The 22,671-nt window shown below is 46.4% G+C and carries 25 protein-coding genes and 1 tRNA gene; 20 read left to right on the top strand and 6 right to left on the bottom strand.

What is annotated here, in order from left to right:
• Positions 1-18: 18 nt before the first annotated feature.
• Genes MTR11_RS05180 through MTR11_RS05100 form a run of 17 tightly spaced genes read left to right on the top strand, consistent with a single transcriptional unit; the run spans position 19 to position 15,233 of the window.
• Positions 19-747, top strand: coding sequence for a beta-ketoacyl synthase chain length factor (locus tag MTR11_RS05180; protein WP_167426786.1), 729 nt, complete (start codon positions 19-21; stop codon positions 745-747).
• The gene (locus MTR11_RS05175; protein ID WP_047009495.1) at positions 744-1,511 is read left to right on the top strand and encodes a lysophospholipid acyltransferase family protein; all 768 of its coding nucleotides are present in this window, start codon (positions 744-746) and stop codon (positions 1,509-1,511) included. The genes MTR11_RS05180 and MTR11_RS05175 overlap by 4 nt, the downstream gene beginning before the upstream one ends.
• A gap of 13 nt (positions 1,512-1,524) precedes the next feature.
• Positions 1,525-1,785 carry a phosphopantetheine-binding protein gene (locus MTR11_RS05170; protein WP_005382278.1) on the top strand — a complete coding sequence of 87 codons (261 nt, stop codon included), beginning with the start codon at positions 1,525-1,527 and terminating at the stop codon, positions 1,783-1,785.
• A 15-nt stretch (positions 1,786-1,800) separates the two neighbouring features.
• A complete protein-coding gene (locus MTR11_RS05165) occupies positions 1,801-2,058 on the top strand; it encodes an acyl carrier protein (protein WP_005382279.1) in 258 nt (85 codons plus the stop codon).
• Positions 2,058-2,618 (top strand): hypothetical protein, encoded by a 561-nt coding sequence (locus MTR11_RS05160; RefSeq protein ID WP_203346531.1) that lies wholly within the window; start codon positions 2,058-2,060, stop codon positions 2,616-2,618. The genes MTR11_RS05165 and MTR11_RS05160 overlap by 1 nt, the downstream gene beginning before the upstream one ends.
• A 4-nt stretch (positions 2,619-2,622) precedes the next feature.
• Complete coding sequence (locus tag MTR11_RS05155) at positions 2,623-4,023, top strand: AMP-binding protein (RefSeq protein WP_243327090.1); 1,401 nt, start codon at positions 2,623-2,625, stop codon at positions 4,021-4,023.
• Between the two features lie 10 nt (positions 4,024-4,033).
• A complete protein-coding gene (locus tag MTR11_RS05150; protein WP_021449611.1) occupies positions 4,034-4,402 on the top strand; it encodes a hypothetical protein in 369 nt (122 codons plus the stop codon).
• On the top strand, positions 4,395-6,101 hold the full coding sequence (locus MTR11_RS05145) for a glycosyltransferase family 2 protein (protein WP_243327089.1): 1,707 nt from the start codon (positions 4,395-4,397) through the stop codon (positions 6,099-6,101). Before MTR11_RS05150 ends, MTR11_RS05145 begins: the two co-directional genes overlap by 8 nt.
• Positions 6,085-7,638 carry an HAL/PAL/TAL family ammonia-lyase gene (locus MTR11_RS05140; RefSeq protein ID WP_017448720.1) on the top strand — a complete coding sequence of 518 codons (1,554 nt, stop codon included), beginning with the start codon at positions 6,085-6,087 and terminating at the stop codon, positions 7,636-7,638. The genes MTR11_RS05145 and MTR11_RS05140 overlap by 17 nt, the downstream gene beginning before the upstream one ends.
• The gene (locus MTR11_RS05135; protein ID WP_152812733.1) at positions 7,638-8,084 is read left to right on the top strand and encodes an acyl-CoA thioesterase; all 447 of its coding nucleotides are present in this window, start codon (positions 7,638-7,640) and stop codon (positions 8,082-8,084) included. Before MTR11_RS05140 ends, MTR11_RS05135 begins: the two co-directional genes overlap by 1 nt.
• Positions 8,084-8,704: a LolA family protein gene (locus tag MTR11_RS05130; RefSeq protein ID WP_243327088.1), complete on the top strand. Its 621-nt coding sequence runs from the start codon at positions 8,084-8,086 to the stop codon at positions 8,702-8,704. Before MTR11_RS05135 ends, MTR11_RS05130 begins: the two co-directional genes overlap by 1 nt.
• On the top strand, positions 8,676-11,018 hold the full coding sequence (locus MTR11_RS05125) for an MMPL family transporter (protein WP_243327087.1): 2,343 nt from the start codon (positions 8,676-8,678) through the stop codon (positions 11,016-11,018). The genes MTR11_RS05130 and MTR11_RS05125 overlap by 29 nt, the downstream gene beginning before the upstream one ends.
• Positions 11,015-11,626 carry a DUF3261 domain-containing protein gene (locus MTR11_RS05120; RefSeq protein ID WP_243327086.1) on the top strand — a complete coding sequence of 204 codons (612 nt, stop codon included), beginning with the start codon at positions 11,015-11,017 and terminating at the stop codon, positions 11,624-11,626. Before MTR11_RS05125 ends, MTR11_RS05120 begins: the two co-directional genes overlap by 4 nt.
• A gap of 20 nt (positions 11,627-11,646) precedes the next feature.
• On the top strand, positions 11,647-12,834 hold the full coding sequence (locus MTR11_RS05115) for a beta-ketoacyl-[acyl-carrier-protein] synthase family protein (RefSeq protein ID WP_243327085.1): 1,188 nt from the start codon (positions 11,647-11,649) through the stop codon (positions 12,832-12,834).
• Positions 12,827-13,291 (top strand): hotdog family protein, encoded by a 465-nt coding sequence (locus MTR11_RS05110; RefSeq protein WP_047009504.1) that lies wholly within the window; start codon positions 12,827-12,829, stop codon positions 13,289-13,291. The genes MTR11_RS05115 and MTR11_RS05110 overlap by 8 nt, the downstream gene beginning before the upstream one ends.
• Positions 13,288-14,013, top strand: a complete 726-nt coding sequence (fabG, locus tag MTR11_RS05105) for a 3-oxoacyl-ACP reductase FabG (RefSeq protein ID WP_167426793.1) — start codon at positions 13,288-13,290, stop codon at positions 14,011-14,013. The genes MTR11_RS05110 and fabG overlap by 4 nt, the downstream gene beginning before the upstream one ends.
• Entirely contained in the window at positions 14,010-15,233 is a 1,224-nt protein-coding gene (locus MTR11_RS05100) for a beta-ketoacyl-ACP synthase (protein WP_021452981.1), read from the top strand. Before fabG ends, MTR11_RS05100 begins: the two co-directional genes overlap by 4 nt.
• 45 nt (positions 15,234-15,278) lie before the next feature.
• Here the strand turns inward: MTR11_RS05100 and MTR11_RS05095 are convergent, their stop codons facing one another.
• Together MTR11_RS05095 and MTR11_RS05090 are read right to left on the bottom strand one after the other, a co-directional pair.
• Entirely contained in the window at positions 15,279-15,869 is a 591-nt protein-coding gene (locus tag MTR11_RS05095; RefSeq protein ID WP_243327084.1) for a DUF1471 domain-containing protein, read from the bottom strand.
• A 109-nt stretch (positions 15,870-15,978) separates the two neighbouring features.
• Positions 15,979-16,055: transfer RNA gene (locus tag MTR11_RS05090), tRNA-Arg, on the bottom strand.
• 203 nt (positions 16,056-16,258) lie between these two features.
• Between MTR11_RS05090 and folD the strand changes: the two genes are divergently transcribed.
• Entirely contained in the window at positions 16,259-17,119 is an 861-nt protein-coding gene (gene folD / locus MTR11_RS05085) for a bifunctional methylenetetrahydrofolate dehydrogenase/methenyltetrahydrofolate cyclohydrolase FolD (protein ID WP_005396027.1), read from the top strand.
• 67 nt (positions 17,120-17,186) lie between these two features.
• Here the strand turns inward: folD and MTR11_RS05080 are convergent, their stop codons facing one another.
• The 4 genes from MTR11_RS05080 to MTR11_RS05065 form a co-directional block, all read right to left on the bottom strand.
• Positions 17,187-18,386 carry a NupC/NupG family nucleoside CNT transporter gene (locus tag MTR11_RS05080; RefSeq protein WP_031780514.1) on the bottom strand — a complete coding sequence of 400 codons (1,200 nt, stop codon included), beginning with the start codon at positions 18,384-18,386 and terminating at the stop codon, positions 17,187-17,189.
• Between the two features lie 257 nt (positions 18,387-18,643).
• A complete protein-coding gene (locus MTR11_RS05075) occupies positions 18,644-19,588 on the bottom strand; it encodes a LysR family transcriptional regulator (protein ID WP_005396032.1) in 945 nt (314 codons plus the stop codon).
• Positions 19,589-19,679: 91 nt separating this feature from the next.
• Positions 19,680-20,651 carry a lytic transglycosylase domain-containing protein gene (locus MTR11_RS05070; RefSeq protein WP_047009509.1) on the bottom strand — a complete coding sequence of 324 codons (972 nt, stop codon included), beginning with the start codon at positions 20,649-20,651 and terminating at the stop codon, positions 19,680-19,682.
• Between the two features lie 48 nt (positions 20,652-20,699).
• Entirely contained in the window at positions 20,700-20,981 is a 282-nt protein-coding gene (locus tag MTR11_RS05065) for a YcgL domain-containing protein (RefSeq protein ID WP_005382303.1), read from the bottom strand.
• A gap of 197 nt (positions 20,982-21,178) precedes the next feature.
• On the opposite strand from MTR11_RS05065, the gene minC reads away from it, so the two are divergent.
• Together minC and minD are read left to right on the top strand one after the other, a co-directional pair.
• On the top strand, positions 21,179-21,841 hold the full coding sequence (minC, locus tag MTR11_RS05060) for a septum site-determining protein MinC (RefSeq protein WP_243327083.1): 663 nt from the start codon (positions 21,179-21,181) through the stop codon (positions 21,839-21,841).
• Positions 21,842-21,858: 17 nt separating this feature from the next.
• On the top strand, positions 21,859-22,671 hold the full coding sequence (minD, locus tag MTR11_RS05055; RefSeq protein ID WP_005388331.1) for a septum site-determining protein MinD: 813 nt from the start codon (positions 21,859-21,861) through the stop codon (positions 22,669-22,671).

Below are 22,671 nucleotides of genomic sequence, written 5' to 3'. Positions count from 1 at the left end.
TAAACAATTTAACCCAATATGCCAAACTCGAAGATCAACATTTCGTTCAATATTGATGCGTGGACAGCGAATTCATTCGGTTTATCCGAATCCAATGAATGGAAACAATGGGCAACAGAGATAAAATGGCCAGAAGATGGCAAAATCAATGTTGCGGATATTCCTGCGATGATGCGCAGAAGAATGAGTCCACTTAGCAAACTGGCAGTGCAAACGGCAATCGAATTACTTAATCAACATCAGGTTGATTACCTCGTATTTTCGAGTCGTCATGGCGAATTGCATCGCAGTGTTGCGTTAGTTAAAGATATTATTAACGGAGAAGAAGCGTCTCCGATGGCTTTTTCTCAGTCCGTGCATAATACCGCCGCAGGGCTTGCCACTATTGCAACCAAACAGCCCATCCCCCTAACTTCGATCGCTGCGGCAGAAAACACATTCCAAAGTGCAATATTAGAAGCATGGCTGTTTTTGTCCGACAATCCTGATAAAAAAGTGCTGCTTGTTGATTTTGATGAGCCTATGCCTGACTCTTATTTAGAATATGAAAACCAACAATACCAAGGGTTTGGACTCGGTTTGATACTTTCTCATGGAGATGGCTTCACGGTGCAAAGCGGCATCAGTGCAAAATGCTCAAACCACCCGTTGCCACAAGGCCTAGCGTTTTTGCAACACTACTTGTTAGATGAAAATCAGTGGACTATTCACGCTCCGAAACAAATTTGGGAATGGCACAAGCAATGAGTCGCTTAAATCAGTATTGGCGTGTGCTAGCAACCGGCTTTTGTTTTTCAGTATTTGGGTTAGGTGGTTTAACACTGAGCTTCATTGTTATTCCGACCATTCGTATTTTCGTTTCGGATCAAACCGAACGTGAATATAAAGTTCAAGGTGCCATTCGATATTCATTCAACACCTTTTGTAAATTGATGAAGTTAAGTGGAGCAATCGATTACGAAATTATTGGTGCCGATATTCTTCAACAAGATCGTAATTGTTTAATTGTTGCCAACCATCCTAGTTTAATCGATTACGTTCTCATTGCTTCACAATTAAATCGCTGCGACTGTTTAGTAAAATCGGCGATATGGTCGAATCCTTTTATGAAGCACATCGTAAAAGCAGCCGGATATATTCCCAATGAAGCGCCGGATGATTTATTAGCACTTTGTGATGAACGATTTAACAAAGGCAACGTGTTGCTTATATTTCCTGAAGGGACAAGAACAACACCAGGTGTAGAACCAAAATTACAACGCGGCGCAGCACAAATTGCGGTAAGAACAGAACGAGATTTAAGGGTTGTCCATATTACGGTAACGCCAAGTTTCCTCACAAAAGAGAAAAAATGGTATCAAGTACCGGCAACAAAGCCTTTTTTCAGGGTTGAAGTTAAGGATAAAGTTGAGATTGACCCTTTTATAAAGCAAACTACGTCGCCGACAATAGCGGCGCGACGCTTACAACAGCACCTAGCTGAAAACATTTTTCCAGAAAACTTTTATTAATAAGCAGGTCCCAGTGGAACAGTTACACAACGACATTAAGCAACTTATTATTGATGCTTTAAACCTTGAAGATTTAACCGTAGATGATATTGAAACGGATGCACCACTTTTTGGTGATGGACTTGGCTTAGATTCTATCGATGCACTTGAGCTTGGACTCGCAATTAAAAAACAATACAACATCGTTATTGATGCCGACGACTCAAACACGCGCGAACACTTTGCTTCTGTAGCAAACCTAGCGAAATACGTTTCTTCTCAAACTAATGAATAAGTTGTAGGTATATTCATGACTGATGTAAATAAAGATCAAGTATTTGAACAAGTTAAAGATGCGCTTGTTGAGCTGTTCGAAATTGACGCAGCCGACATTCAGTCAGATGCGCACTTATACCAAGATCTCGACCTTGATAGCATTGACGCCGTTGATTTGGTCGTACACCTACAGAATGTCACTGGCAAAAAAATCAAGCCAGCAGAGTTTAGTGCTGTAAGAACCGTTGACGATGTGGTTAACGCCGTCACTGAGTTATTGAAGGAAAGTTAATGCGCCAATTGCTGACTGGTCTGTCTGCAATTGTACTGTTTGCCTACCCCTTCGCCGTCTATTTCGGTATAGATAAATTTGGCTTGAACTTAGTCGGGGGCTTGTTAATTGCTGCGTTACTTTTGCGTGTTTTCGTCGCAAATAAGACCCCACTAAAAGAGTTTAAATTCTTGGCGCTCGCTACGGGCGCTGTTGGCATTGTTCTAATTACACTTGGCATGGTGTTTAAACAACACGGGTGGCTTCAGTTTTACCCTGTGGTTGTCAATGTATGTATGCTGTGTGTCTTTGGACTGAGCTTAAAACAGCCGCAATCAATCATTGAAAGGCTTGCTCGCTTGCAAGAGCCTGACCTTCCGGCTAGTGGCGTGGCTTACACACGCAAAGTGACGATAGTTTGGTGCGTTTTTTTTACGCTCAATGCTGCCGTTGCGCTCTATACCTGTTTCCTACCAGTAAAAATATGGACGCTTTATAACGGCCTCATCAGCTACTTACTTGCTGGTGGCTTGTTCGCTGGAGAATGGATCGTGCGTCAATTTGTTCGAAAGGAACACTAATCGTATGAATACAACGTATTCGAGCTTTACCTCCCTAGCGACCTTGTTCGTCGCAGAGAGGCCTGAACAATCCCCTGTCTCTTACGATCGCGACACAGTTATCACTTGGGGTGATTTCCAGCAGCACGTCGCAACGCTTGCTCAGCAGTTAGAAACCCAACCAACGCAAAACATTGTGTTGTGTTTTGGCAACAGCTACCTGTTTGCCGTTGGCTTTTTCGCTTGTTGTTATGCAGGAAAATCCATTGTATTGCCTGGTAATTACCAACCAGAAGCACTCAAAGAGCTCAGTGATCACTACGATTTGTTGCTGCATGATGCCGATGTCTCTGTTCCAGAACTGGTGAGCTCGCTTTTGATCGAAGCTCAATCATTGCTAGAAATCACTGTGATTAACGAGCCAAAAGCCAAACAACCTTATGTTTGGCGTGAATTAAACCTGGCAGAAATACCGGTAACGCTATTCACTTCTGGCTCAAGCGGCAAACCAAAAGCCATTGCAAAAACGCTGAAACAGCTCGATATCGAAGTTGCTATTCTAGACAACCTGTGGGGCGACACGGTTGCCAACACACGCGTTGAAAGCACCGTTTCTCATCAACACATTTACGGCTTGCTGTTTCGCGTATTGTGGCCTTTGTGTTCTGCACGTCCATTTTCAGCACGCAACCTCGAATTCCCTGAGCAAATTGTCCATCACGCCGATGCTGACACCATGCTAGTAAGCAGCCCTGCGTTACTAAAACGACTCAATGAAGAGCATAATCCGGTTGCGATTCGGTGCGTATTTTCTTCTGGTGGCCCCCTGCCAAACCAAGCCGCGCAACACAGCCAACTGTTGTTTGGGTCACTTCCTATTGAAGTTTTTGGCAGCACAGAAACCGGCGGCATCGCCTACCGTCAGCAACACGTAGCCAGCACTCCTTGGACGTTATTCCCTGGTGTTGAAGCCGAGCTTAACCATGAGAATTGTTTAAAGCTCCGCTCGCCACACATTGATGAAAACACTTGGTACCAAACTGCGGATGAATGCTATTTCCATGATAGTATTTCTTTTGAATTGCGTGGACGCACTGACCGAATCGTCAAAGTCGAAGAAAAGCGTATTTCCCTTGTCGAAGTGGAAAAACGTTTAGAGCAATTGCCGTGGGTTCAAGAAAGCGTGGTGATCCCAATGGAAGAATCTGGTCGCCTCACGTTAGTCTCGATCATCGTACTTAACGATAAAGGCAGCGATGTGCTTAATGAACTTGGTAAAGGCAAATTTTGGCTTGAGCTTCGCAAGGCACTGCGCAATTGGCTAGAACCGATCGCTATCCCGAGAAAATTCCGAGTGGTCGACGAAATTCCATTGAACAGCCAAGGCAAACGCCAAGTTGCTGAAATTGAAAAACTATTCCAATAAAGCTAGTAACATGGATAAAAGAAAACCAACCATTCAGAATATTGAAGTGAGTGACCACACCGCGGAGCTTTCGCTGCGTGTGGATGCTGACATCTTAGATTTCCAAGGTCATTTCAGTCACTTTCCTCTTTTACCCGGCGTCACTCAAATTGACTGGGCGTTGTTCTACGCCGTTCAATATTTGAACACTCCCAAGGTATTTAAAGGAATGGAAGTCATCAAATTTCAAGAGCCGATTCTGCCAAACGCCGACGTTTGTCTCTCACTCTCTTGGGACAATGAGCGCGAGAAATTGACCTTTAAGTACACATCGAAAAACGGTGAAACCTTGGTGACTCACTCTTCAGGCAAAATGAAACTGGGTGAGTCACGTGAGTGATTACCGTCCCTGCTTTTTAATTCCTTGCTACAACCACGGCAGCACAATTGCAGACGTGGTTGCGTCGTTATCCTCTTTCGATTTGCCAGTGCTTGTCGTGGACGACGGCAGCAATGAAGACACCAAACAAGCACTTTCAGCGTTGAGTGAGCAAGGGCTGATAAAACTGATTAGTTTGAGTGAAAACCAAGGCAAAGGTGGCGCGGTGATGGCTGGCCTACATCAAGCTCACCAACTTGGTTTTACGCACACCATTCAAATCGACGCAGACGGTCAACACGACCTCGAAGCATTGCCGAAGTTGCTCAGCGCCAGCAAAACAAAACCAGATAACCTGATTTCGGGCCAACCGATATACGACGAGAGCGTACCTAAATCCCGTTTGTATGGTCGCTACGCTACGCACGTTTGGGTGTGGATAGAAACCTTGTCACTGTCTATCAAAGACAGCATGTGCGGTTTTCGCGCCTACCCAGTGGCGAAAACGGTCGCCGTGTTGAACAAGTACAACATCGGCAAACGCATGGATTTTGATATCGAAATTCTGGTGCGAATGTACTGGGAAGGCGTCGATATTGATTTTGTTCCAACGCGCGTGATCTATCCTGAAGGTGGCATTTCCCACTTCGACGCATTGTGGGATAACGTCAAGATAAGCTGGATGCACACTCGCCTATTTTTTGGCATGTTGCCGCGCATCCCTTCGCTACTCGCCAGAAAGCGCCGTCATACAGACGACAGCAATGCCCACTGGTCGAAACGAAAAGAACAAGGCACGATTTTAGGCATCAAAACCTTGCTCGCGGTTTACCGCTTGTTCGGTAGAAAAGCGTTCGACCTGATTTTAAAACTAGTCATGCGCTACTACCACTTCACGGGTAAATCTGCCCGCGAAGCGTCTGAGATTTACCTGCAAAACTTGCAGTGCTACGCAGCGAAGCAGAACATCGCACTGCCAAAACAGTTGGACAGCTATCATCATCTGCTTTCCTTTGGGCGTACTATGCTCGACAAACTGGCAGCATGGCAAGGTGACTTTAATGTCGACAACCTAACCATTCACGGCCAACATCATTTCGAAGAGATGGCGCAGAAAAAACAAGGCGTGGTCATTTTGGGCTCGCACCTTGGCAACATCGAACTCTGCCGCGCGCTTGGTCGTCGACATTCTCATGTCAAAATCAATGCCTTGGTATTTACCCAACACGCTGAACAATTTAATGCGGTAATGAAGGCGGTAAACCCAAACTCGGAACTGAATCTGATTCAAGTCAGCTCAATGGGACCAGACACCGCGATTCTGCTTCAACAAAAAATCGAGCAAGGCGAATGGGTGGTGATCGTTGGCGATCGCACTTCCACCAGCAAAGAAAATCGTGTCGTTTGGGCAGATTTTCTTGGTAAACCTGCACCATTCCCGCAAGGCCCATTCATGCTGGCCTCGGTATTAAAAGCGCCGGTTTACCTACTCTTCGGCCTACGCGACGACGAAGCAAACACTCCGCATTTTAATGTGTACTTTGAACACTTTAGTGACCAAATCACGCTACCACGCAAGGAGCGTCAGCAGGCACTAGAACACGTTGTTCAACAGTACGCACAAAGATTAGAACACCACACACTGCAAGCGCCGTTACAGTGGTACAACTTTTTTAACTTCTGGACTTTAAGTAATCAGCCACATGACAAACAACAATAATCACAACATCACTTTTGGTGCCCAATCTTTAACCATCGAAGATGTCGTTGCCATTGCTCAAGGTGCAAAGGCAAACATGAACACCTCGCCAGAATTTACCGCGAAAATCGATCGTGGCGTGGCGTTTCTGGAACGATTACTGAAAGAAGAAGGCGTTATTTACGGCGTGACCACGGGTTACGGCGATTCATGCACTGTGGCGATTCCACCCGCGCTTGTAGATGAACTTCCGTTGCACCTTACACGCTTCCATGGCTGTGGCTTAGGTCAAATCCTTTCTCATGAACAAGCTCGCGCGGTGTTGGCGACACGTTTGTGTTCATTGTCGCAAGGCGTATCTGGCGTGTCTCACGATCTGTTGAACCAAATCGTTACGCTTATTAATCACGATATTGCGCCGCGTATTCCACAAGAAGGCTCGGTGGGCGCAAGTGGCGATTTAACGCCTCTGTCTTACCTAGCAGCGACCTTAATTGGCGAGCGTGAAGTGCTTTACAAAGGCGATGTGCGACCAACACAAGAAGTGTTTGCAGAGCTGGGCATTGAGCCAATTCGCCTAAAACCAAAAGAAGGTTTGGCGTTAATGAACGGTACATCCGTGATGACTGCCCTCGCCTGTCTTGCCTACAAACGCGCAGAATACCTAGCGCAGCTATGCACCAAGATTACCGCGATGGTCTCTGTGGGTATGCAAGGTAATGACTTCCACTTTGATGAAGCGCTGTTTGCGGTAAAACCTCACCCTGGTCAACAGCAAGTTGCGGCTTGGCTACGTGATGATCTCAATGCTGAGCGTCCGCCACGCAATAGCGACCGACTGCAAGATCGCTACTCGCTGCGTTGTGCGCCACACGTGATTGGCATGGTGCAAGACTCCCTGCCTTGGCTACGTCAATTGATTGAGAATGAACTAAATAGTGCCAACGACAATCCAATTATCGATGGCGACAACGAGCGCGTTCTCCACGGCGGTCACTTCTACGGTGGTCATATCGCAATGGCGATGGATACGTTGAAAGTGAACATTGCCAACTTGGCTGATTTGCTGGACCGTCAGATGGCGCAACTGATGGATTACAAGTTCAATAACGGCCTGCCGTTTAACTTAACCGGTGCAGAAGGCGAGCGTAAACCGATCAACCACGGCTTTAAAGCGGTTCAGATTGGTATCTCAGCTTGGACGGCAGAAGCGTTGAAAAACACCATGCCAGCGAGCGTTTTTTCTCGCTCAACCGAATGTCACAACCAAGACAAAGTGAGCATGGGCACCATTGCGGCTCGTGACTGCCTACGCGTACTTGAGTTAACAGAGCAAGTTGCTGCGGCTTCACTCCTAGCAAGCGTTCAAGCGGTTGAGATTCGTCGTCGTCATAACGAATTGGACGAACACCACATGAGTCAGAGTTTGCGAGTAATTCGTGACGCCGTGCTGAGCGAGTTTGAGTTTGTGATTGAAGATCGCCCATTGGAACAAGATTTGCGTCATTTCATTGAACGCATTCAGCAACGTCATTGGCCACTCTACGCGGAGGTATAATGCAAGAGCAGGTTCTCTACCCATTAGAAGCGGAGGTGACTATGGTCACCTCATTCCAAGATGCTGACCCGATGGGCGTGATTTATCACGGCAACTTCTTTCGGTATTTTGAAGAAGCGCGTCGTGTGCTGATGGAGAAGATCCAATACAGCTATCGCGATATGCAAGACTCTGGGTATATGTGGCCGATCATCGACACGCGCGTTAAATACGTGAAGGCGATTCCGTTTAATCACACCATTCGTATTACCGCGCAACTCACTGAGTGGGAAAACCGCTTACGTGTGGATTACGTGATTTACGACGCCGAAACGAATCAACGTATGTGCAAAGCGCACACGACCCAAGTCGCCGTATCCATTGAAAAGCAAGAGATGTGCTTTGTTTCTCCAGCAATCTTTTTAGATAAAGTAGAGCAATGGCATCACCATGGGAGCCTGAACTAATGCAAAAGTGGTTACTCTCTTTTTTGCTGATATTGTCTGTTTCAGCACTGGCCACACCGGCAGCAAACGTAACGGATTTGGCATCGCTTCAGCAGCAGTTGTCTCAGCATGAAATCGTGCGCGGAGATTTTACGCAGCAGCGTCATCTGGAAATGTTCAGTCAACCTTTAACCTCTAAAGGTCAGTTCACACTGAGCAAAACACATGGCTTATTGTGGCAACAAGCAGAACCTTTCGCAGTCAATTTGGTATTGACGGAAAACAAACTTCGTCAGACTTTTGCCGACCAAGCTCCGAAAACGATCTCTGCAGAAGAAAACCCAATGGCGTTCTACTTTAGCCATGTGTTTTTATCCGTGTTCCACGGGGATACTTCTGCACTGCAAGAACAATTCACACTCGATTTTTCAGTTGAGAACAATCAATGGCAGCTCATTTTAGAGCCAAAACAGTCGCCATTAAATGCAGTGTTTAAAGCCATCACCCTTTCAGGTAAAACGCACATTGATCGCCTAACCCTACAAGAGCTGCGTGGCGATAAAACCGAAATTACGTTTACGAACCAGACCTCTCTACCTCAGGAACTCACGGATGCCGAAGTCGCTCAATTCCGTTTCTAAACTCAGTCTCGGCACTCATACCTTTGCTCTGGTTTGGCTCAATCTCGTTGTTTTAGCGGGCGCGTTGCTACTCAAACAATGGGTTTGGAGTGCAGAATCTCCGATTGAGACCAACATTTTAAAACTGCTGCCGAAGAATCAGCAAAACCCGGTGGCTGAGCAAGCCTTTGAGTCGGTCTCGGCAAGTATGAGCGACAAAGTCATTTTCGTGATCACAGCGCCGGACAAAAATGCCCTTTTTGCAGCGGCCGCTGAATTTGATAAGGGGTTACGCCAAAGTAATCATTTTCGCGATGTGGTAGGAAAAATCTCACCTCAAGAACAGCAAGCTTGGGCGAGTTACTACTTTAAGCACCGATTCCAATTGCTGACGTCTGAACAACGAGAACGTTTAAGCCGAAACCCAGAACAGCAAGTGCAGCATGTGATTCAGTCGCTGTACAACCCGTTTTCTGGAGTGACCGGACAAGAGTTACAAAATGACCCTTTCTTGCTATTTCGTGATTATTTAAGCCAAGTTACCCAGCAATCGTCCTCTTTCCGATTGGATAACGGCTATCTGTCCGTCGAAAAAGACGGTGCTCAATACTTGCTTATTACTGCCGAACTAAAAGACTCGCCTTATAGCCTAACTGGGCAGCTTGCAGTCCCTGATATTCAAGCGCTAGAACACAGCGTCGCGCAGAAATATGGCGCTGAAGTCGCACATACTGGCGTTCTATTTTACGCCGACTTTGGTACGCAAAGTGCAAAATCGGAGATCAGCACCATCGGTGTATTCTCTCTACTCGGTATCATTGCATTGTTCTTGCTGGTCTTTCGTAGTGTGATGCCTCTGTCTCTCGCACTGCTTTCCATCACCATTGGTTTGCTCGTTGCATTGTCCGTTACGACGTGGATTTTTGGAAAAGTCCATCTGTTCAGCTTAGTGTTTGGCGCAAGTTTAATCGGCGTGTCTATCGACTACGCATTCCACTACCTAACCGAACGCCTTGCGGCGGGAAATGAATGGGATAGCGAGCAAGGGTTAAAGCATATTTTCATAGCGATCACACTTGGCTTAATCACCAGTTTGATCGGCTATTTGGGCATGTTAGTGGCACCGTTTCCTGGTTTGCAGCAGCTTGCGCTGTTTTCATCCATTGGTCTGATTGCGGCTTACATCACCGTGGTGGCTTGGTATCCGATACTGGCTCGTAACCCATCGCGCACCATTTCGACTTTACCGGGACAATCACTGCTGGCGAAATGGTTAACGCTTTGGAATCAACCTCGAATTAAAGTCGGATTGCCGATGTTATGTGTGGTTGCGAGTGGCTTTTTCTTGCAGCAATTGAACTACGATGACGACATTCGTCTGCTGCAAACGATGCCGAACGATCTCAAGCAGCAAGAAACCTTGATTACGACGCTCAGTGGCATGCAATCTTCGCAGCAAATGTTGGTCGTTACCGCCGACGATGACGAAAACCTAATGAAAAAGCTGGAGTCTTTGACGCCAACATTAGAAGCGTGGAAAGCGGACAGCACCATCGAAAGCTATCAGAGCCTGAGCCGCTACTTGAGCTCAGTGGAACGTCAGCAACAAGACTATCAATTGATTCACGATCTTTACGCGACACAATCCAGCCCACTTGCATCCGGACTGCGCTTAAATAAAAAGCCGAAAATGGACGCCGACTTTATCCCTGTCACGGTTGATCAGTACTTGCAAAACCCGGTATCAGCACCTGTGCGTTTTCTCCATTTGGGGAAGATCAAAGGAAAATCGGCAACGGTTGTGGTGTTAAACCAATTGCAAGACTCCGCCGTTGTTAAGGCATTTACCAAATCACAGTCTGATGTTGTCTACCTAAACAAAGCTGAAGAAATATCCGCCCTATTTGGTGAATACCGAATCAAAATCATGGAGCTATTGGTAGCCGCCAGTGCTGTGATCTTTCTGGTGTTAATCAAGCGGTATGGTCTGCAACACAGTTGGCGAGTTTTACTGCCATCATTGATTGCTTGCGCCTGCGGTCTGGCAACTGCTGTCGCGATTGGAACAACGTTAAACCTGTTCAACTTGCTTGGCTTGGTGCTCATTCTTGGTATCGGAATCGATTACACTCTGTTCTTTGCCGAGAAAGCCCGCAGCGTGAGCACACTATTGGCGATCACCCTTTCGGCAATAACCACTGTGCTGTCATTTGGGTTGCTGTCACTAAGCCAAACTCACGCGATTCACAGTTTCGGCATTACGGTGTTAAGTGGTATTTTTGTCGCTTGGCTGCTCTCTCCGATTGCGATTAAAACAGAGGAAACGACGTCATGATTTTTAACCATGCTTTTCGCTGCGCGGCGTTAATCGTACTGAGTCTGTTTTTAAGTGCATGCAGCTTGGTACCTCACCAATCGACGCCTCAAGTCGATATTGCTGAGAACACCCAAGTTAACTTACCGACTCCAGCCAGCTTGGGCTATCAGTTGACGGCCAGCCAATTGATTACGGCCTCTTGGGTAATTGACGGCAAACCCACATCTGAGCAACTTCCGGTGCAACTGCAAGTGACTAGCAACGAAGTGGTACTGGCAGGCTTCTCATCTTGGGGGACGCGAGTGCTCTCGTTGTCTTACGATGGAGAACAAATCCAAACCGAAGTACTCAACGGTTTGCAAGGTACGCTACCGCAGCCAGAACAGGTATTATTTAACCTGATGATCACGCTCTGGCCGAGTTCCGCTTGGGAAGGATCGTTAAATGAGGTAAGGTGGCAAATGATTGATAAAAATAATTCTCGCGCCATCTTTGATAGCGACGGTGAAAAGATCATTGAGATTCAATACAGTTCTTCTAACAAATTAGAGGGTAAGATTGATTTTCATCACCTCAAACATCAGTTTTCAATTTCTATTCAAACACTGCAACATCAGATTAATTAAGAACAATTTAGAATAACAATATGCCTATTCGCTCTTCTCAACCTTTGTATATTCAGGCCAGTGGCTTTCACTCTGCCATGGGGCAAGATGACGCGCTCATCCACCAGTGTTTATCGGGAGCGAAGCCATCCAACATGGTGGTTGACCAAGATATTTTAAATTCAGGCCGCCAAACAGTAATCGGTCGAATTGCACAGACGTTACCGCAATTACCGACCGCACTCAGCCAGTTTGATACGAGAAACAACCGCCTCGCACTGTCGGCTTTGCAGCAAATCGAAAGCGACGTGCATGAAGCCATTGCTAAATATGGTCGTGACCGTATCGCAGTCGTGATCGGCACCAGCACATCTGGCATTTCAGATGGCGAAATCGCATTTGGCGAAAAGCTGGCAAATGGTGAGTTTCCTGCCGACTACCATTACACCAAACAAGAACTTGGCAACTGCAGCGATTTTATTGCCACCTACTTTGATTTGAGCGGCCCACATTACTCAGTTTCCACCGCTTGCTCTTCTAGTGGTCGTGTCTTTTTAACCGCGCAGCGCCTGATTCGCTCTGGCATTGTTGATGCGGTCATTGTAGGTGGTGTGGATACCATTTGTCGCCTAACTCTAAACGGCTTTAACGGTTTAGAAGCTCTATCCGATACCCTTTGTAAGCCGTTTGACCAACATCGCAACGGCATCAATATCGGCGAAGCCGCAGCATTAATGTTGCTAAGCAAAACACCTGCGCCCGTTGCTCTTCTCGGAGCTGGCGACAGCTCAGACGCACACCATATTTCCGCACCACATCCAGAAGGGTTAGGCGCAGAAGAAGCGATGAAAAAAGCGTTGGCCAATGCAGGACTTACAGCGCAAGACATTGGTTACATCAACGCGCATGGCACAGCAACGCCGTTAAACGATGCGATGGAAAGCAAAGCCATTCATCGCTGCTTTGGAGACTCCGTTCCCGTAAGCTCGACAAAGCCACTCACCGGACACACATTAGGCGCAGCAAGTGCAACGGAAGCCGCGATCGCTTGGCATATTCTCAAGTACAACCTTGATTTGCCAATACAACACTGCGAAACCAAGGCAGACGATATCCATATATCGTTAGTTGAGACGCCAACCAAACTGGGTAACAAAGCGATTCTCAGCAACTCTTTTGCTTTTGGTGGCAATAATATTAGTCTTATTTTTGGTTACGCTCATGACTAAACTTCCTCCCATCGAACAACTTTTGCCACACGACAAACCAATGATCTTGGTTGATCGTGCTTTGGATGTTCAACAAGATACGATTCACTGCCAGGTTGATATCGTAGAACACAACCCGTTCTTCGACTCAGCCTCTCAAACTGTGCCAGCTTACGTTGGCATTGAGTTTATGGCGCAATCTGTCGCGGCGTGGTCTGGTTACCACGCATTAATGAAAGAACAAGCGCCACCGATTGGCTTTTTGCTTGGTAGCCGTCGATACACGTCTGAATGCGATGCGTTTTCTCGCGGACAGGTGCTCGATGTGTATGCTGAAAAAGTTATGGAAGATAACGGTATGGCGGTTTTTTCAGCCCGTATTGAGCTACAAGGAACTGTTGTAGCGACTTGCCAATTGAACGTTTACGTTCCATCAGAAGAAAAATTACAAGAAATGAAAATCAGGAGTCAACAATGACCCGACAAGTCCTCGTTACAGGTGCCAGCAAAGGCATCGGTAAAGCCATTGCCGTTCAATTAGCCAAAGATGGTTTCCAAGTCATTGTCCATTACATGGGCGATCAACAAGGCGCGCAAGACACCCTAAACACCATCGAACAGCATGGTGGTAGCGGTCGTCTTATCCAATTCGACATCAGTGACCGCGCAGATTGCCGAGAGAAACTAGAGGCCGATATCGCCGCACACGGCGCTTACTATGGCGTCGTGAACAACGCTGGCATCACAAAAGATACCGCTTTCCCTGCGATGACCGAAGAAGAATGGGATGGCGTGATCCATACCAACCTAGATAGCTTCTACAACGTTCTTCACCCTTGTGTTATGCCTATGGTGCAAAAGCGCAAAGGTGGTCGAATTGTTACGCTTGCATCAGTCTCTGGCCTAATGGGTAATCGTGGTCAAACTAACTACAGCGCAGCAAAAGCGGGCGTAATTGGTGCAACAAAATCACTCGCTCTTGAACTGGCAAAACGCAAAATTACCGTCAACTGCGTTGCACCGGGACTTATCGACACAGGCATGGTAGACGAACACGTAAAAGAACACGCGATGCCGCAAATTCCTTTGCGCCGCATGGGAGAACCAGAAGAAGTCGCTGGTTTAGTCAGTTACCTTATGTCTGACATCGCAGGCTATGTAACTCGCCAAGTCATTTCAGTAAACGGAGGCCTAGTATGAACCGTCGAGTCGTTGTAACCGGAATGTCGGGCGTGACTGCGTTTGGTAACGATTGGCAATCTGTCGAGCCGAAACTGCGTGACTGCCAGAACGCGACGCAATACATGCCTTCTTACGAACAGTATGATGGTTTGAACACCAAGCTCGCGGCACCAATTTTAGATTTTGAACTGCCAAAGCACTACAAGCGCAAGCAAGTACGCGGCATGGGGCGTGTTTCTAAATTGGCGACCGTCGCAACAGAAAACGCACTGAGCCAAGCAGGTTTGATTGGTAACGACGTACTCACCAATGGCCAAACGGGTATCGCATACGGCTCATCAACAGGCAGTACTGACGCAATCGGTGCATTTGGTGTCATGCTGAATGAGAAAACCACCAAAGCGATCACCGCAACGACTTACGTGCAGATGATGCCGCATACCACGGCAGTGAACGTTGGTCTATTTTTCGGTTTGAAAGGACGAGTGATCCCAACCAGCAGTGCATGTACCTCTGGCAGCCAAGCAATCGGCTACGCCTACGAAGCGATCAAACACGGCTACCAAACGGTCATGGTTGCTGGTGGCGCTGAAGAATTGTGCCCAACGGAATCCGCTGTCTTCGATACCCTTTTTGCCACCAGTCTGAAGAATGAAGACCCGAAAAGCACACCAAGACCTTATGACTCCGATCGCGATGGTTTGGTGATTGGTGAAGGTGCGGGAACGCTGGTTCTGGAAGAGTACGAACACGCCGTCGCTCGTGGCGCGAAAATCTATGCAGAAATCATCGGTTTTGCCAGCAACTGTGATGCCGCACACGTCACTCAACCACAGATGGAAACCATGCAAATCTGTATGGAAATGGCTTTGCAAAACGCGGGCATTCCTGCGGAGAAGATCGACTATGTATCTGCTCACGGCACTGCCACCGACCGCGGTGATATTGCAGAAAGCAACGCAACAGCGAATGCTCTGGGCAAAGTGCCAATCAGTTCACTCAAGAGCTACTTTGGCCACACACTAGGCGCGTGTGGCGCAATTGAAGCGTGGCTAGGTTTAGAAATGATGCACACGGGTTGGTTCAACCCAACACTCAACCTAGAAAACCTCGACGAGCAATGTGGCGATTTAGACTACATCGCCGGACAAGGCCGAGAACTGGACGTGAAATATTTGATGAGTAACAACTTCGCCTTTGGCGGCATCAACACCTCCATCATCTTTAAAAAGATGTAATGCCCTTAGTAAATGCAAAAGCGCTGGTTAACCAGCGCTTTTTTGTTAGTTGAAGGCAACTGAACGGTGCTTGCAACGATAGATATCAGCAGAAACAGATGTTGGAGTTTGTCCTTCAGACTCAATAATATTAGTCACATGATATCGATTACCACCCGCCATGTAGACTTGGTTAGACAACTCATCAAAAAGAGAGCCTTTCTGGCTTTCTGATACAACTTTGTTTCCAATCACTTTGCACTCATTGTTTTCGACTTCTGCAAACGAGATGGGTTGAACTTCATTTGCACCAGGTAGTAATTTAACTTTCTCAGCTTCTAAACTGATTTTGGCAACCTGGCAGTCATAAAGCTCCGCAACAACACTAGATGGGCGTCCACGGCTAGTATCTAGAACAGTTGCGATATGGTATCGGTTTCCACCAGATGCGTAAGTTTGATTCTTAAGTATACGATCTACATTGTTTGGATGAACATCCTCGATCGTGTAAGAGTCAACCATTCTGCAATTAAGGTTTTTAATTGCAATATCAGTAATTGGGGTAATATTTATAGCTTGGGGTAAAACACGAACTTTGCGTGTGACACACCCACTTAAAAGACCAACAATCAATGCAGTCAAAATTATTTTTTTCATGAGTTTAAGCATCAAAATAAAGCTCATGTAACAGAGCTAAGTTAATACATTTGAGACAAGATCGACAAAGCCCCGACAACTCAAAGAGTTATCGGGGCTTTTGAATAAATGGCACGCCCTATTGGATTCGAACCAATGACCACATCCTTAGAAGGGACGTGCTCTATCCAGCTGAGCTAAGGGCGCGCTACAGGGACAGGATTATACGAGTTCAAACGGGTAAATCAACGGGTTTTCATAACATTCTGATCTGAATGCCTAAAAAAAGTCCATCAAAACGCTTAATGTTCAAAAACACCACAAAGCAAACGTTTGCGTATGGATGTTAATAAGAAATTCTGCGACAATGCGCCGCAGATAATTTGCCTTCTTAATTTATAAGGAAAGTCATGACTGCTCAAAATATAGACGGAACTCTCATTTCCCAAACTGTTCGCTCCGAAGTGGCTGCACGTGTTAAAGCGCGCGTTGAAGCTGGGCTACGTGCTCCTGGTTTAGCAGTGGTTCTAGTTGGTGAAGATCCTGCTTCTCAGGTTTATGTCGGTAGCAAACGCCGCGCATGTGAAGAAGTTGGGTTTGTTTCTAAGTCTTTTGACCTTCCTGCGTCTAGCTCAGAAGAAGAGTTACTAGCGCTGATTGATGAATTAAACAACGATGATGAAATTGACGGCATTCTAGTGCAATTACCCCTTCCTGCGGGCATCGACACAACACATGTTTTAGAGCGCATTCACCCAGAGAAAGACGTGGATGGCTTCCACCCTTATAACGTTGGTCGTCTTGCGCAACGTATTCCAAAGCTTCGCTCTTGCACGCCAAAGGGCATCATTACCCTACTAGACCGTTACAACATAGAGCTTCGTGGCAAACATGCTGTTGTGGTCGGTGCATCAAACATTGTTGGTCGTCCTATGACACTTGAGCTGCTGCTTGCGGGCTGCACGACAACAACATGTCACCGTTTTACCAAAGACCTAGAGAGTCATGTGCGTCAAGCTGACGTTGTCGTGGTTGCGGTTGGTAAGCCAAACTTCATCCCTGGAGAGTGGATTAAGAAAGGTGCAGTGGTTATCGATGTCGGCATTAACCGTCTTGATTCAGGCAAGCTAGTTGGCGACGTGGAATACGATAAAGCACGTGAAAGTGCGAGCTTTATTACTCCTGTCCCTGGTGGTGTTGGCCCAATGACCGTCGCAAGCTTAATTGAGAACACGATGCTCGCTTGCGAGCAGTTCCACACAGACAAATAACGTAAACTTCAGATACGAAAAAGGCTCCGCAAGGAGCCTTTTTGCTAATTTTAGGTATCTCTTTCAGTCACAGACTTAAAATCACGCCCGCAATTGAAGCGCTCATTAAGTTCGCCATCACACCAGCGATAATCGCACGGAAACCATGTTTAGAAACAAATGCACGCTTTTCAGGTACCAATGAGCCCAACCCACCAATCAGCATCGCCATGCTTGAGATGTTTGCAAAACCACACAAAGCAAACGTCACGATTGCTTGTGAGTGTTCACTGAGTTGAGACTTCACTTCAGCAAGCTGGATGAAAGCAACGAACTCATTCACCACAATCTTATTACCAATCAGCGAGCCTGCTGTGGTTGCTTCTTGCCATGGCACACCTAATAACCAAGCGACAGGTGCGAATACATAACCTAGGATCAGCTCGAAGCTTAGTGGCGTCCCAACAAGGTCACCAATCCAACCTAGCATGCCGTTTAACATTGCAATGACACTGATGAACGCCAATAGCGTACCACCTACCGATACAGCAATGCGTACACCCGCCATTGCACCATCGGCTAATGCTTCTACTACGTTGGTTGCACGTGGAATTTCAACTTGGCTAATGTCGATATCTGCTGCTTTATCCGTATCTTCTGGCATTAAGATTTTTGCCATTAACAAGCCCGCAGGTGCCGACATAAATGCGGCAGCGATCAGGTAGTTAAGGTCAACGCCCAGTGACGCGTAACCGACCAACGTTCCACCAGCAACAGAAGCCAAACCACCTGTCATCACCGCAAAGAACTGCGAGTCGGTCATGTGCTTTAGGTATGGCTTTACCATCAATGGCGCTTCAATGGTGCCAACAAAAATATTCGCCGTTGCAGACAAAGACTCCGCGCGACCGATACCCAGCAGCTTTTGAATACCGCCACCGATAAAGTTGATGATTTTTGGCATCACACCAATGTGATAAAGACCGGAGATAAGAGAGGAGAAGAAAACGATGATACCCAGAACATTGATCGCAAAGGTGAAGCCCCCTGTCGCCAAATTACCGAATAAAAACGCAATGCCCTCTTGACCATAGTTGATCAAATTCGACACAACGCTGCTCACTGAATTCAGCGCATCTCGTCCTGCTGGTACATATAAAACCAACAACGCAAACAGTACCTGCAAAGCAAACGCAAACGACACTGTTCTCAGCTTTATATTTTTTCTATTTGTAGAAAGTAGCCATGCTACGAATAGTATGGCTACGATACCAATAATTGAGTTCATAAAATGAATCCGACAGAAGGGGGATATGGAAGGCACCGGATTGTATAGCGGACTCAAAATGCTGCAAGTTGAGGATGTTAACAGTGTGAAAAGTTTCAGCGCCCAATAATTGACCTTAATTATAAGGCATTGAATTATATAAATATAAACGTTTGCTTATTTTTATTGTTTCCATATGGAAAAGATGTTTCTAGTTCTGGAAAAATTTTTGTGAAGTGAATCACCTTATGTGCCATTCAATAACGTCATTGATCCTGTTACTTAGGAATAGAGATGTAAGGCGCTAGACGTTGATCCCAATGACACGGGTTACCGATCTTCTGTTTGATGAAGTTAATCACTGCGGATATTTTTTTGGGCATATGTTGGCGGCTTGGATACACCGCATAAAACGGCATCGACTGGCTTGCTTTCCAGTCCGGTAACAACTGTATTAACTTACCCGTTCTAAACTCATCACCCAGTAAGTAAGTGGCAAGGTAGGCAATGCCCCAACCTGCAATAGCGGCATCCCGAACGGCTTCTGCCAGATCCACTGAATAGTTACCCGAGACTTTTACGTTCAATTCTTGCTGATCTTTGGTAAATGCCCACCCCGTATAGTCACGCTCCCAGCTTCTGTATATAAGACAGTTATGAGAAGACAAATCATCCGGCTCTGTTGGCGTATCATGTTTCAATAAGTAATCTGGTGATGCCGCTACAACAAACTGGCAATCCGTCAAACGCTGCGCAATGTAGCCTTCAGGCAAATGCTCGTTGTTGGTTACCCATAAATCGAGCCCTTCGGCTAACATATCGACCTTATAGTCAAACAGATGTACTTCCACTTGAAGTTGAGGATACAGTTCGCGTAACTCTTGAATCGCTGGGATAATGTGTAAGGTACCAAATGATTGCGACAATCCAAGACGTACCAAACCTGCCACTTCATCCCGCTGGGTTTCCATCTCTAATGTGGCGCTGCTCACCGCTTGTACCACTTGCTCACAGTGATGAAAAAAGGTTTTTCCTGCTTCAGTCGGCGTAAAGCTTCGCGTAGTGCGTTGAACAAGCTTGATACCAAGAGACGCTTCCAGCTGGCTCAACTGCTTACTCACATGAGACACCGACACGCCTAAGCTCTTTGCAGCAGCAGTGAAACTTTTATGTTTAAGAAGAGCGGAGAAGATCACCATTTGTGCAGCACGTTCAGATAACACGCTTTACCTCGATTTGATTATAGGAAAAACAAAGGACTCCGAAGAGCCCTCATATTGAATACTGGATGCCAAGTGATTATTTGATAACCGCTCAGTATTTAATTCGGTCAGCCAAGTGACTCACGGCGAGTGCGAAGTAGTAAGAGCGGTTCCACTTCATCAGTACGTTGTAGTTATTGTAAACCAGATACGTACGACCATTTTCGTCGTCCGGCATGATCAACCATGCTTTGATGTCTTCATCCAATTTTGGCAACGGACTACCATCGTATTTTGTGATACCAAGTTTGCTCCACTCCTGAAGGTATTTACCTTTTTCAGCTGTGCGCCCTTCTAAGCTGCGATCAATGCCTTTAGGAACTTTCACTTGGCGACCCCAAGTGTATTTGTCATCCCAGCCGGACTTGCTCAAATAGTTAGCCGTTGATGCAAACACGTCGGCTTCAGATTGCCAAATGTCTTTTTTACCATCCCCGTTGCCGTCAGCGGCAAAACGAAGAAAAGAGCTTGGCATAAACTGACATTGCCCCATCGCACCAGCCCATGAACCCTTAAAGTTTTCCAGTTCAATATGGCCTTGATCGAGGATCTGCAATGCCGACATGGTCTCTTTACGGAAAAACTCTTCACGACGACCTTCAAATGCCATTGTCGATAGCGCGTCAATCACTTTGAAGTTACCCGTAAATTTACCAAAGTTACTTTCTACACCCCACAGCGCCACGATAAAGCGAGGCTGCACACCGTACTCATCGCCTATGCGCTTTAGCTCGGTGTAATGCTCTTTATAGAGCTGTCTGGCTTGCTTCACCTTCCATTCGGGCACCGCGCGAGGAATGTATTCATCCAACGTCAGTTTCTTCTCTGGTTGGTTTCGGTCCGCTTTTACGGCTCGAGGCTTGTACTCAACATTCGCAAAAGCAGCACTAATGACCTGCTCTGAGATACCTTTATCACGCGCTTCAGCACGCAGCTTATTCAAGTATTCATCGAAACCCTCGCTACTTGCAAAAGCCGAGGTACACACACCAACGCTAAGCATGGTAGCCAGTATTTTTTTCATATTGCCCTCCTTGAGCAAGGCAGAAATCCCAGATGAAAAACGATGACGTTATTCGCCTTTCTGCTGGGCTTTTTGTTCTTTGTACTTTTCTAGTAGGTTCTCCGGCGGAGGCGGAACCTGCAAAAAGAAGCCATCATTTTGCAATGAAGCCTTCACTTTTTCGATATCAACTTGTGCCAATTTACGGCCATCAAGTTTAATCGTCATAACAGCGATAGGCTTACCGAACATCTGCATTAAGGTGTCAGGAACCTGTGAAAAATCATCCTTTTTCGGAATATAGAGATAAGTACCTTCTTTTTTCGAGCTTTTATAAATAGAACAAAGCATGACACGCCTTTTATGCTGATTTAGCCGCGTTGAGTGCGGATTAGGTTGAAAACGTCAAATTCTCGCAAACTTAATAGCAAATTTGAGATTAATTCACCTATTTGCCCACGAGAGAACTTGCTGCGTCAAAGGATGAAATATAACATGACAGACCTAGTTTAAGGCAACGCTCTTTCAATAAAGGCAAGAAGTCCACGATGACCCATTCACCAGACCTTAAAGGTAGCAGTTTTACATTGTCAGTTTTACACCTTTCTGACAATGAGATCGCAAAGACTGTCGAATTTTTGCAAGAAAAAGTTTCTCAAGCACCTTCTTTTTTTGCATCCGCGCCTTTGGTAATCAATATAGCAAAAGTACAAGGCGACATTGATTTCCCTAAGCTTAAACAAGGCATCTCAGATGCTGGTTTTATTCCGGTCGGTGTAACGGGCTGTAAAGACAAGCGTGTACAAAATCTTGCTTCCGAAGCTGGATTCGCCATTATGTCGGCAAGCAAATCACCAAGCCAGGCGCCAGCCAAAATGGCACCAACGAAAGTAGTTCGCACGCCTGTTCGATCAGGACAACAGATCTACGCGAAAGATGGTGATTTGGTGGTGTTAGCGCACGTAAGTGCTGGTGCTGAAGTCATCGCTGACGGCTCTATTCATATCCATGGCACACTTCGAGGCCGTGCGATTGCAGGCGCAAGTGGTCAGCAGGAAGCGCGTATTATTTGCCACGATATACAAGCAGAACTGGTATCCATTGCGGGTGACTACTGGTTAAGCGATCAAATTGAAAGCGAGTACTGGCAAAAGAAAGTAATGATCAGTAAAGCCGATGAATCATTGCATTTAGAAGTTCTCGCGATTTAATCTAAAAAGGAAAAAAAATGGCACGCATTATTGTAGTAACGTCTGGTAAAGGTGGCGTTGGTAAAACCACTTCAAGCGCAGCCATCGCCTCTGGTCTAGCTCTGAAGGGAAAAAAGACCGCGGTGATCGATTTTGATATCGGTTTGCGTAACCTCGACCTAATCATGGGCTGTGAGCGCCGTGTCGTGTATGACTTTGTAAACGTCATTAACGGCGAAGCGACATTAAACCAAGCGCTGATCAAAGATAAGCGCACGGACAACCTATTCATTCTTCCTGCTTCTCAAACTCGTGATAAAGACGCACTGACAAAAGATGGTGTTCAGCGCGTATTCGGCGAACTTGATGAAATGGGCTTTGATTTCATTATTTGTGATTCACCAGCAGGTATCGAACAAGGCGCATTGATGGCCTTGTACTACGCCGATGAAGCCATTGTCACAACGAATCCAGAAGTCTCTTCTGTGCGTGACTCTGACCGCATTCTAGGTATTTTAGATTCTAAGTCCCTGCGCGCAGAACAAGGGCTAGAGCCAGTAAAACAGCACCTGCTACTGACTCGCTACAACCCATCTCGCGTCACTCAAGGCGAAATGCTAAGCGTTGAGGACGTAGAGGAGATCTTACATATTCCACTACTGGGCGTGATTCCAGAAAGCCAAGCCGTGCTTAACGCGTCAAACAAAGGTGTACCGGTTACTTTTGACGATAACACCGATGCGGGCATGGCTTATTCTGACACCGTTGATCGCTTATTAGGCAATCAGGTTGAATTTCGTTTCCTTACTGAGGAGAAGAAAGGACTCTTTAAACGACTCTTTGGAGGCTAG

The organism is Vibrio sp. CCB-PB317 (assembly GCF_022808245.1).
GTDB lineage: Bacteria > Pseudomonadota > Gammaproteobacteria > Enterobacterales > Vibrionaceae > Vibrio > Vibrio diabolicus.
The sequence above is the reverse complement of the archived record's forward strand: the minus strand, read 5'-3'. Positions and strand labels throughout refer to the sequence as shown.

Excerpts from the sequence above, each read along its gene's own strand:
- MTR11_RS05180 (WP_167426786.1), top strand. The coding sequence starts at position 19 with ATGCCAAACTCGAAGATCAACATTTCGTTCAATATTGATGCGTGGACA.
- MTR11_RS05175 (WP_047009495.1), top strand. The coding sequence starts at position 744 with ATGAGTCGCTTAAATCAGTATTGGCGTGTGCTAGCAACCGGCTTTTGT.
- MTR11_RS05165 (WP_005382279.1), top strand. The coding sequence starts at position 1,801 with ATGACTGATGTAAATAAAGATCAAGTATTTGAACAAGTTAAAGATGCG.
- MTR11_RS05160 (WP_203346531.1), top strand. The coding sequence starts at position 2,058 with ATGCGCCAATTGCTGACTGGTCTGTCTGCAATTGTACTGTTTGCCTAC.
- MTR11_RS05155 (WP_243327090.1), top strand. The coding sequence starts at position 2,623 with ATGAATACAACGTATTCGAGCTTTACCTCCCTAGCGACCTTGTTCGTC.
- MTR11_RS05150 (WP_021449611.1), top strand. The coding sequence starts at position 4,034 with ATGGATAAAAGAAAACCAACCATTCAGAATATTGAAGTGAGTGACCAC.
- MTR11_RS05140 (WP_017448720.1), top strand. The coding sequence starts at position 6,085 with ATGACAAACAACAATAATCACAACATCACTTTTGGTGCCCAATCTTTA.
- MTR11_RS05135 (WP_152812733.1), top strand. The coding sequence starts at position 7,638 with ATGCAAGAGCAGGTTCTCTACCCATTAGAAGCGGAGGTGACTATGGTC.
- MTR11_RS05130 (WP_243327088.1), top strand. The coding sequence starts at position 8,084 with ATGCAAAAGTGGTTACTCTCTTTTTTGCTGATATTGTCTGTTTCAGCA.
- MTR11_RS05125 (WP_243327087.1), top strand. The coding sequence starts at position 8,676 with ATGCCGAAGTCGCTCAATTCCGTTTCTAAACTCAGTCTCGGCACTCAT.
- MTR11_RS05120 (WP_243327086.1), top strand. The coding sequence starts at position 11,015 with ATGATTTTTAACCATGCTTTTCGCTGCGCGGCGTTAATCGTACTGAGT.
- MTR11_RS05115 (WP_243327085.1), top strand. The coding sequence starts at position 11,647 with ATGCCTATTCGCTCTTCTCAACCTTTGTATATTCAGGCCAGTGGCTTT.
- MTR11_RS05110 (WP_047009504.1), top strand. The coding sequence starts at position 12,827 with ATGACTAAACTTCCTCCCATCGAACAACTTTTGCCACACGACAAACCA.
- fabG (WP_167426793.1), top strand. The coding sequence starts at position 13,288 with ATGACCCGACAAGTCCTCGTTACAGGTGCCAGCAAAGGCATCGGTAAA.
- MTR11_RS05100 (WP_021452981.1), top strand. The coding sequence starts at position 14,010 with ATGAACCGTCGAGTCGTTGTAACCGGAATGTCGGGCGTGACTGCGTTT.
- MTR11_RS05095 (WP_243327084.1), bottom strand. The coding sequence starts at position 15,869 with ATGAAAAAAATAATTTTGACTGCATTGATTGTTGGTCTTTTAAGTGGG.
- folD (WP_005396027.1), top strand. The coding sequence starts at position 16,259 with ATGACTGCTCAAAATATAGACGGAACTCTCATTTCCCAAACTGTTCGC.
- MTR11_RS05080 (WP_031780514.1), bottom strand. The coding sequence starts at position 18,386 with ATGAACTCAATTATTGGTATCGTAGCCATACTATTCGTAGCATGGCTA.
- MTR11_RS05070 (WP_047009509.1), bottom strand. The coding sequence starts at position 20,651 with ATGAAAAAAATACTGGCTACCATGCTTAGCGTTGGTGTGTGTACCTCG.
- MTR11_RS05065 (WP_005382303.1), bottom strand. The coding sequence starts at position 20,981 with ATGCTTTGTTCTATTTATAAAAGCTCGAAAAAAGAAGGTACTTATCTC.
- minC (WP_243327083.1), top strand. The coding sequence starts at position 21,179 with ATGACCCATTCACCAGACCTTAAAGGTAGCAGTTTTACATTGTCAGTT.
- minD (WP_005388331.1), top strand. The coding sequence starts at position 21,859 with ATGGCACGCATTATTGTAGTAACGTCTGGTAAAGGTGGCGTTGGTAAA.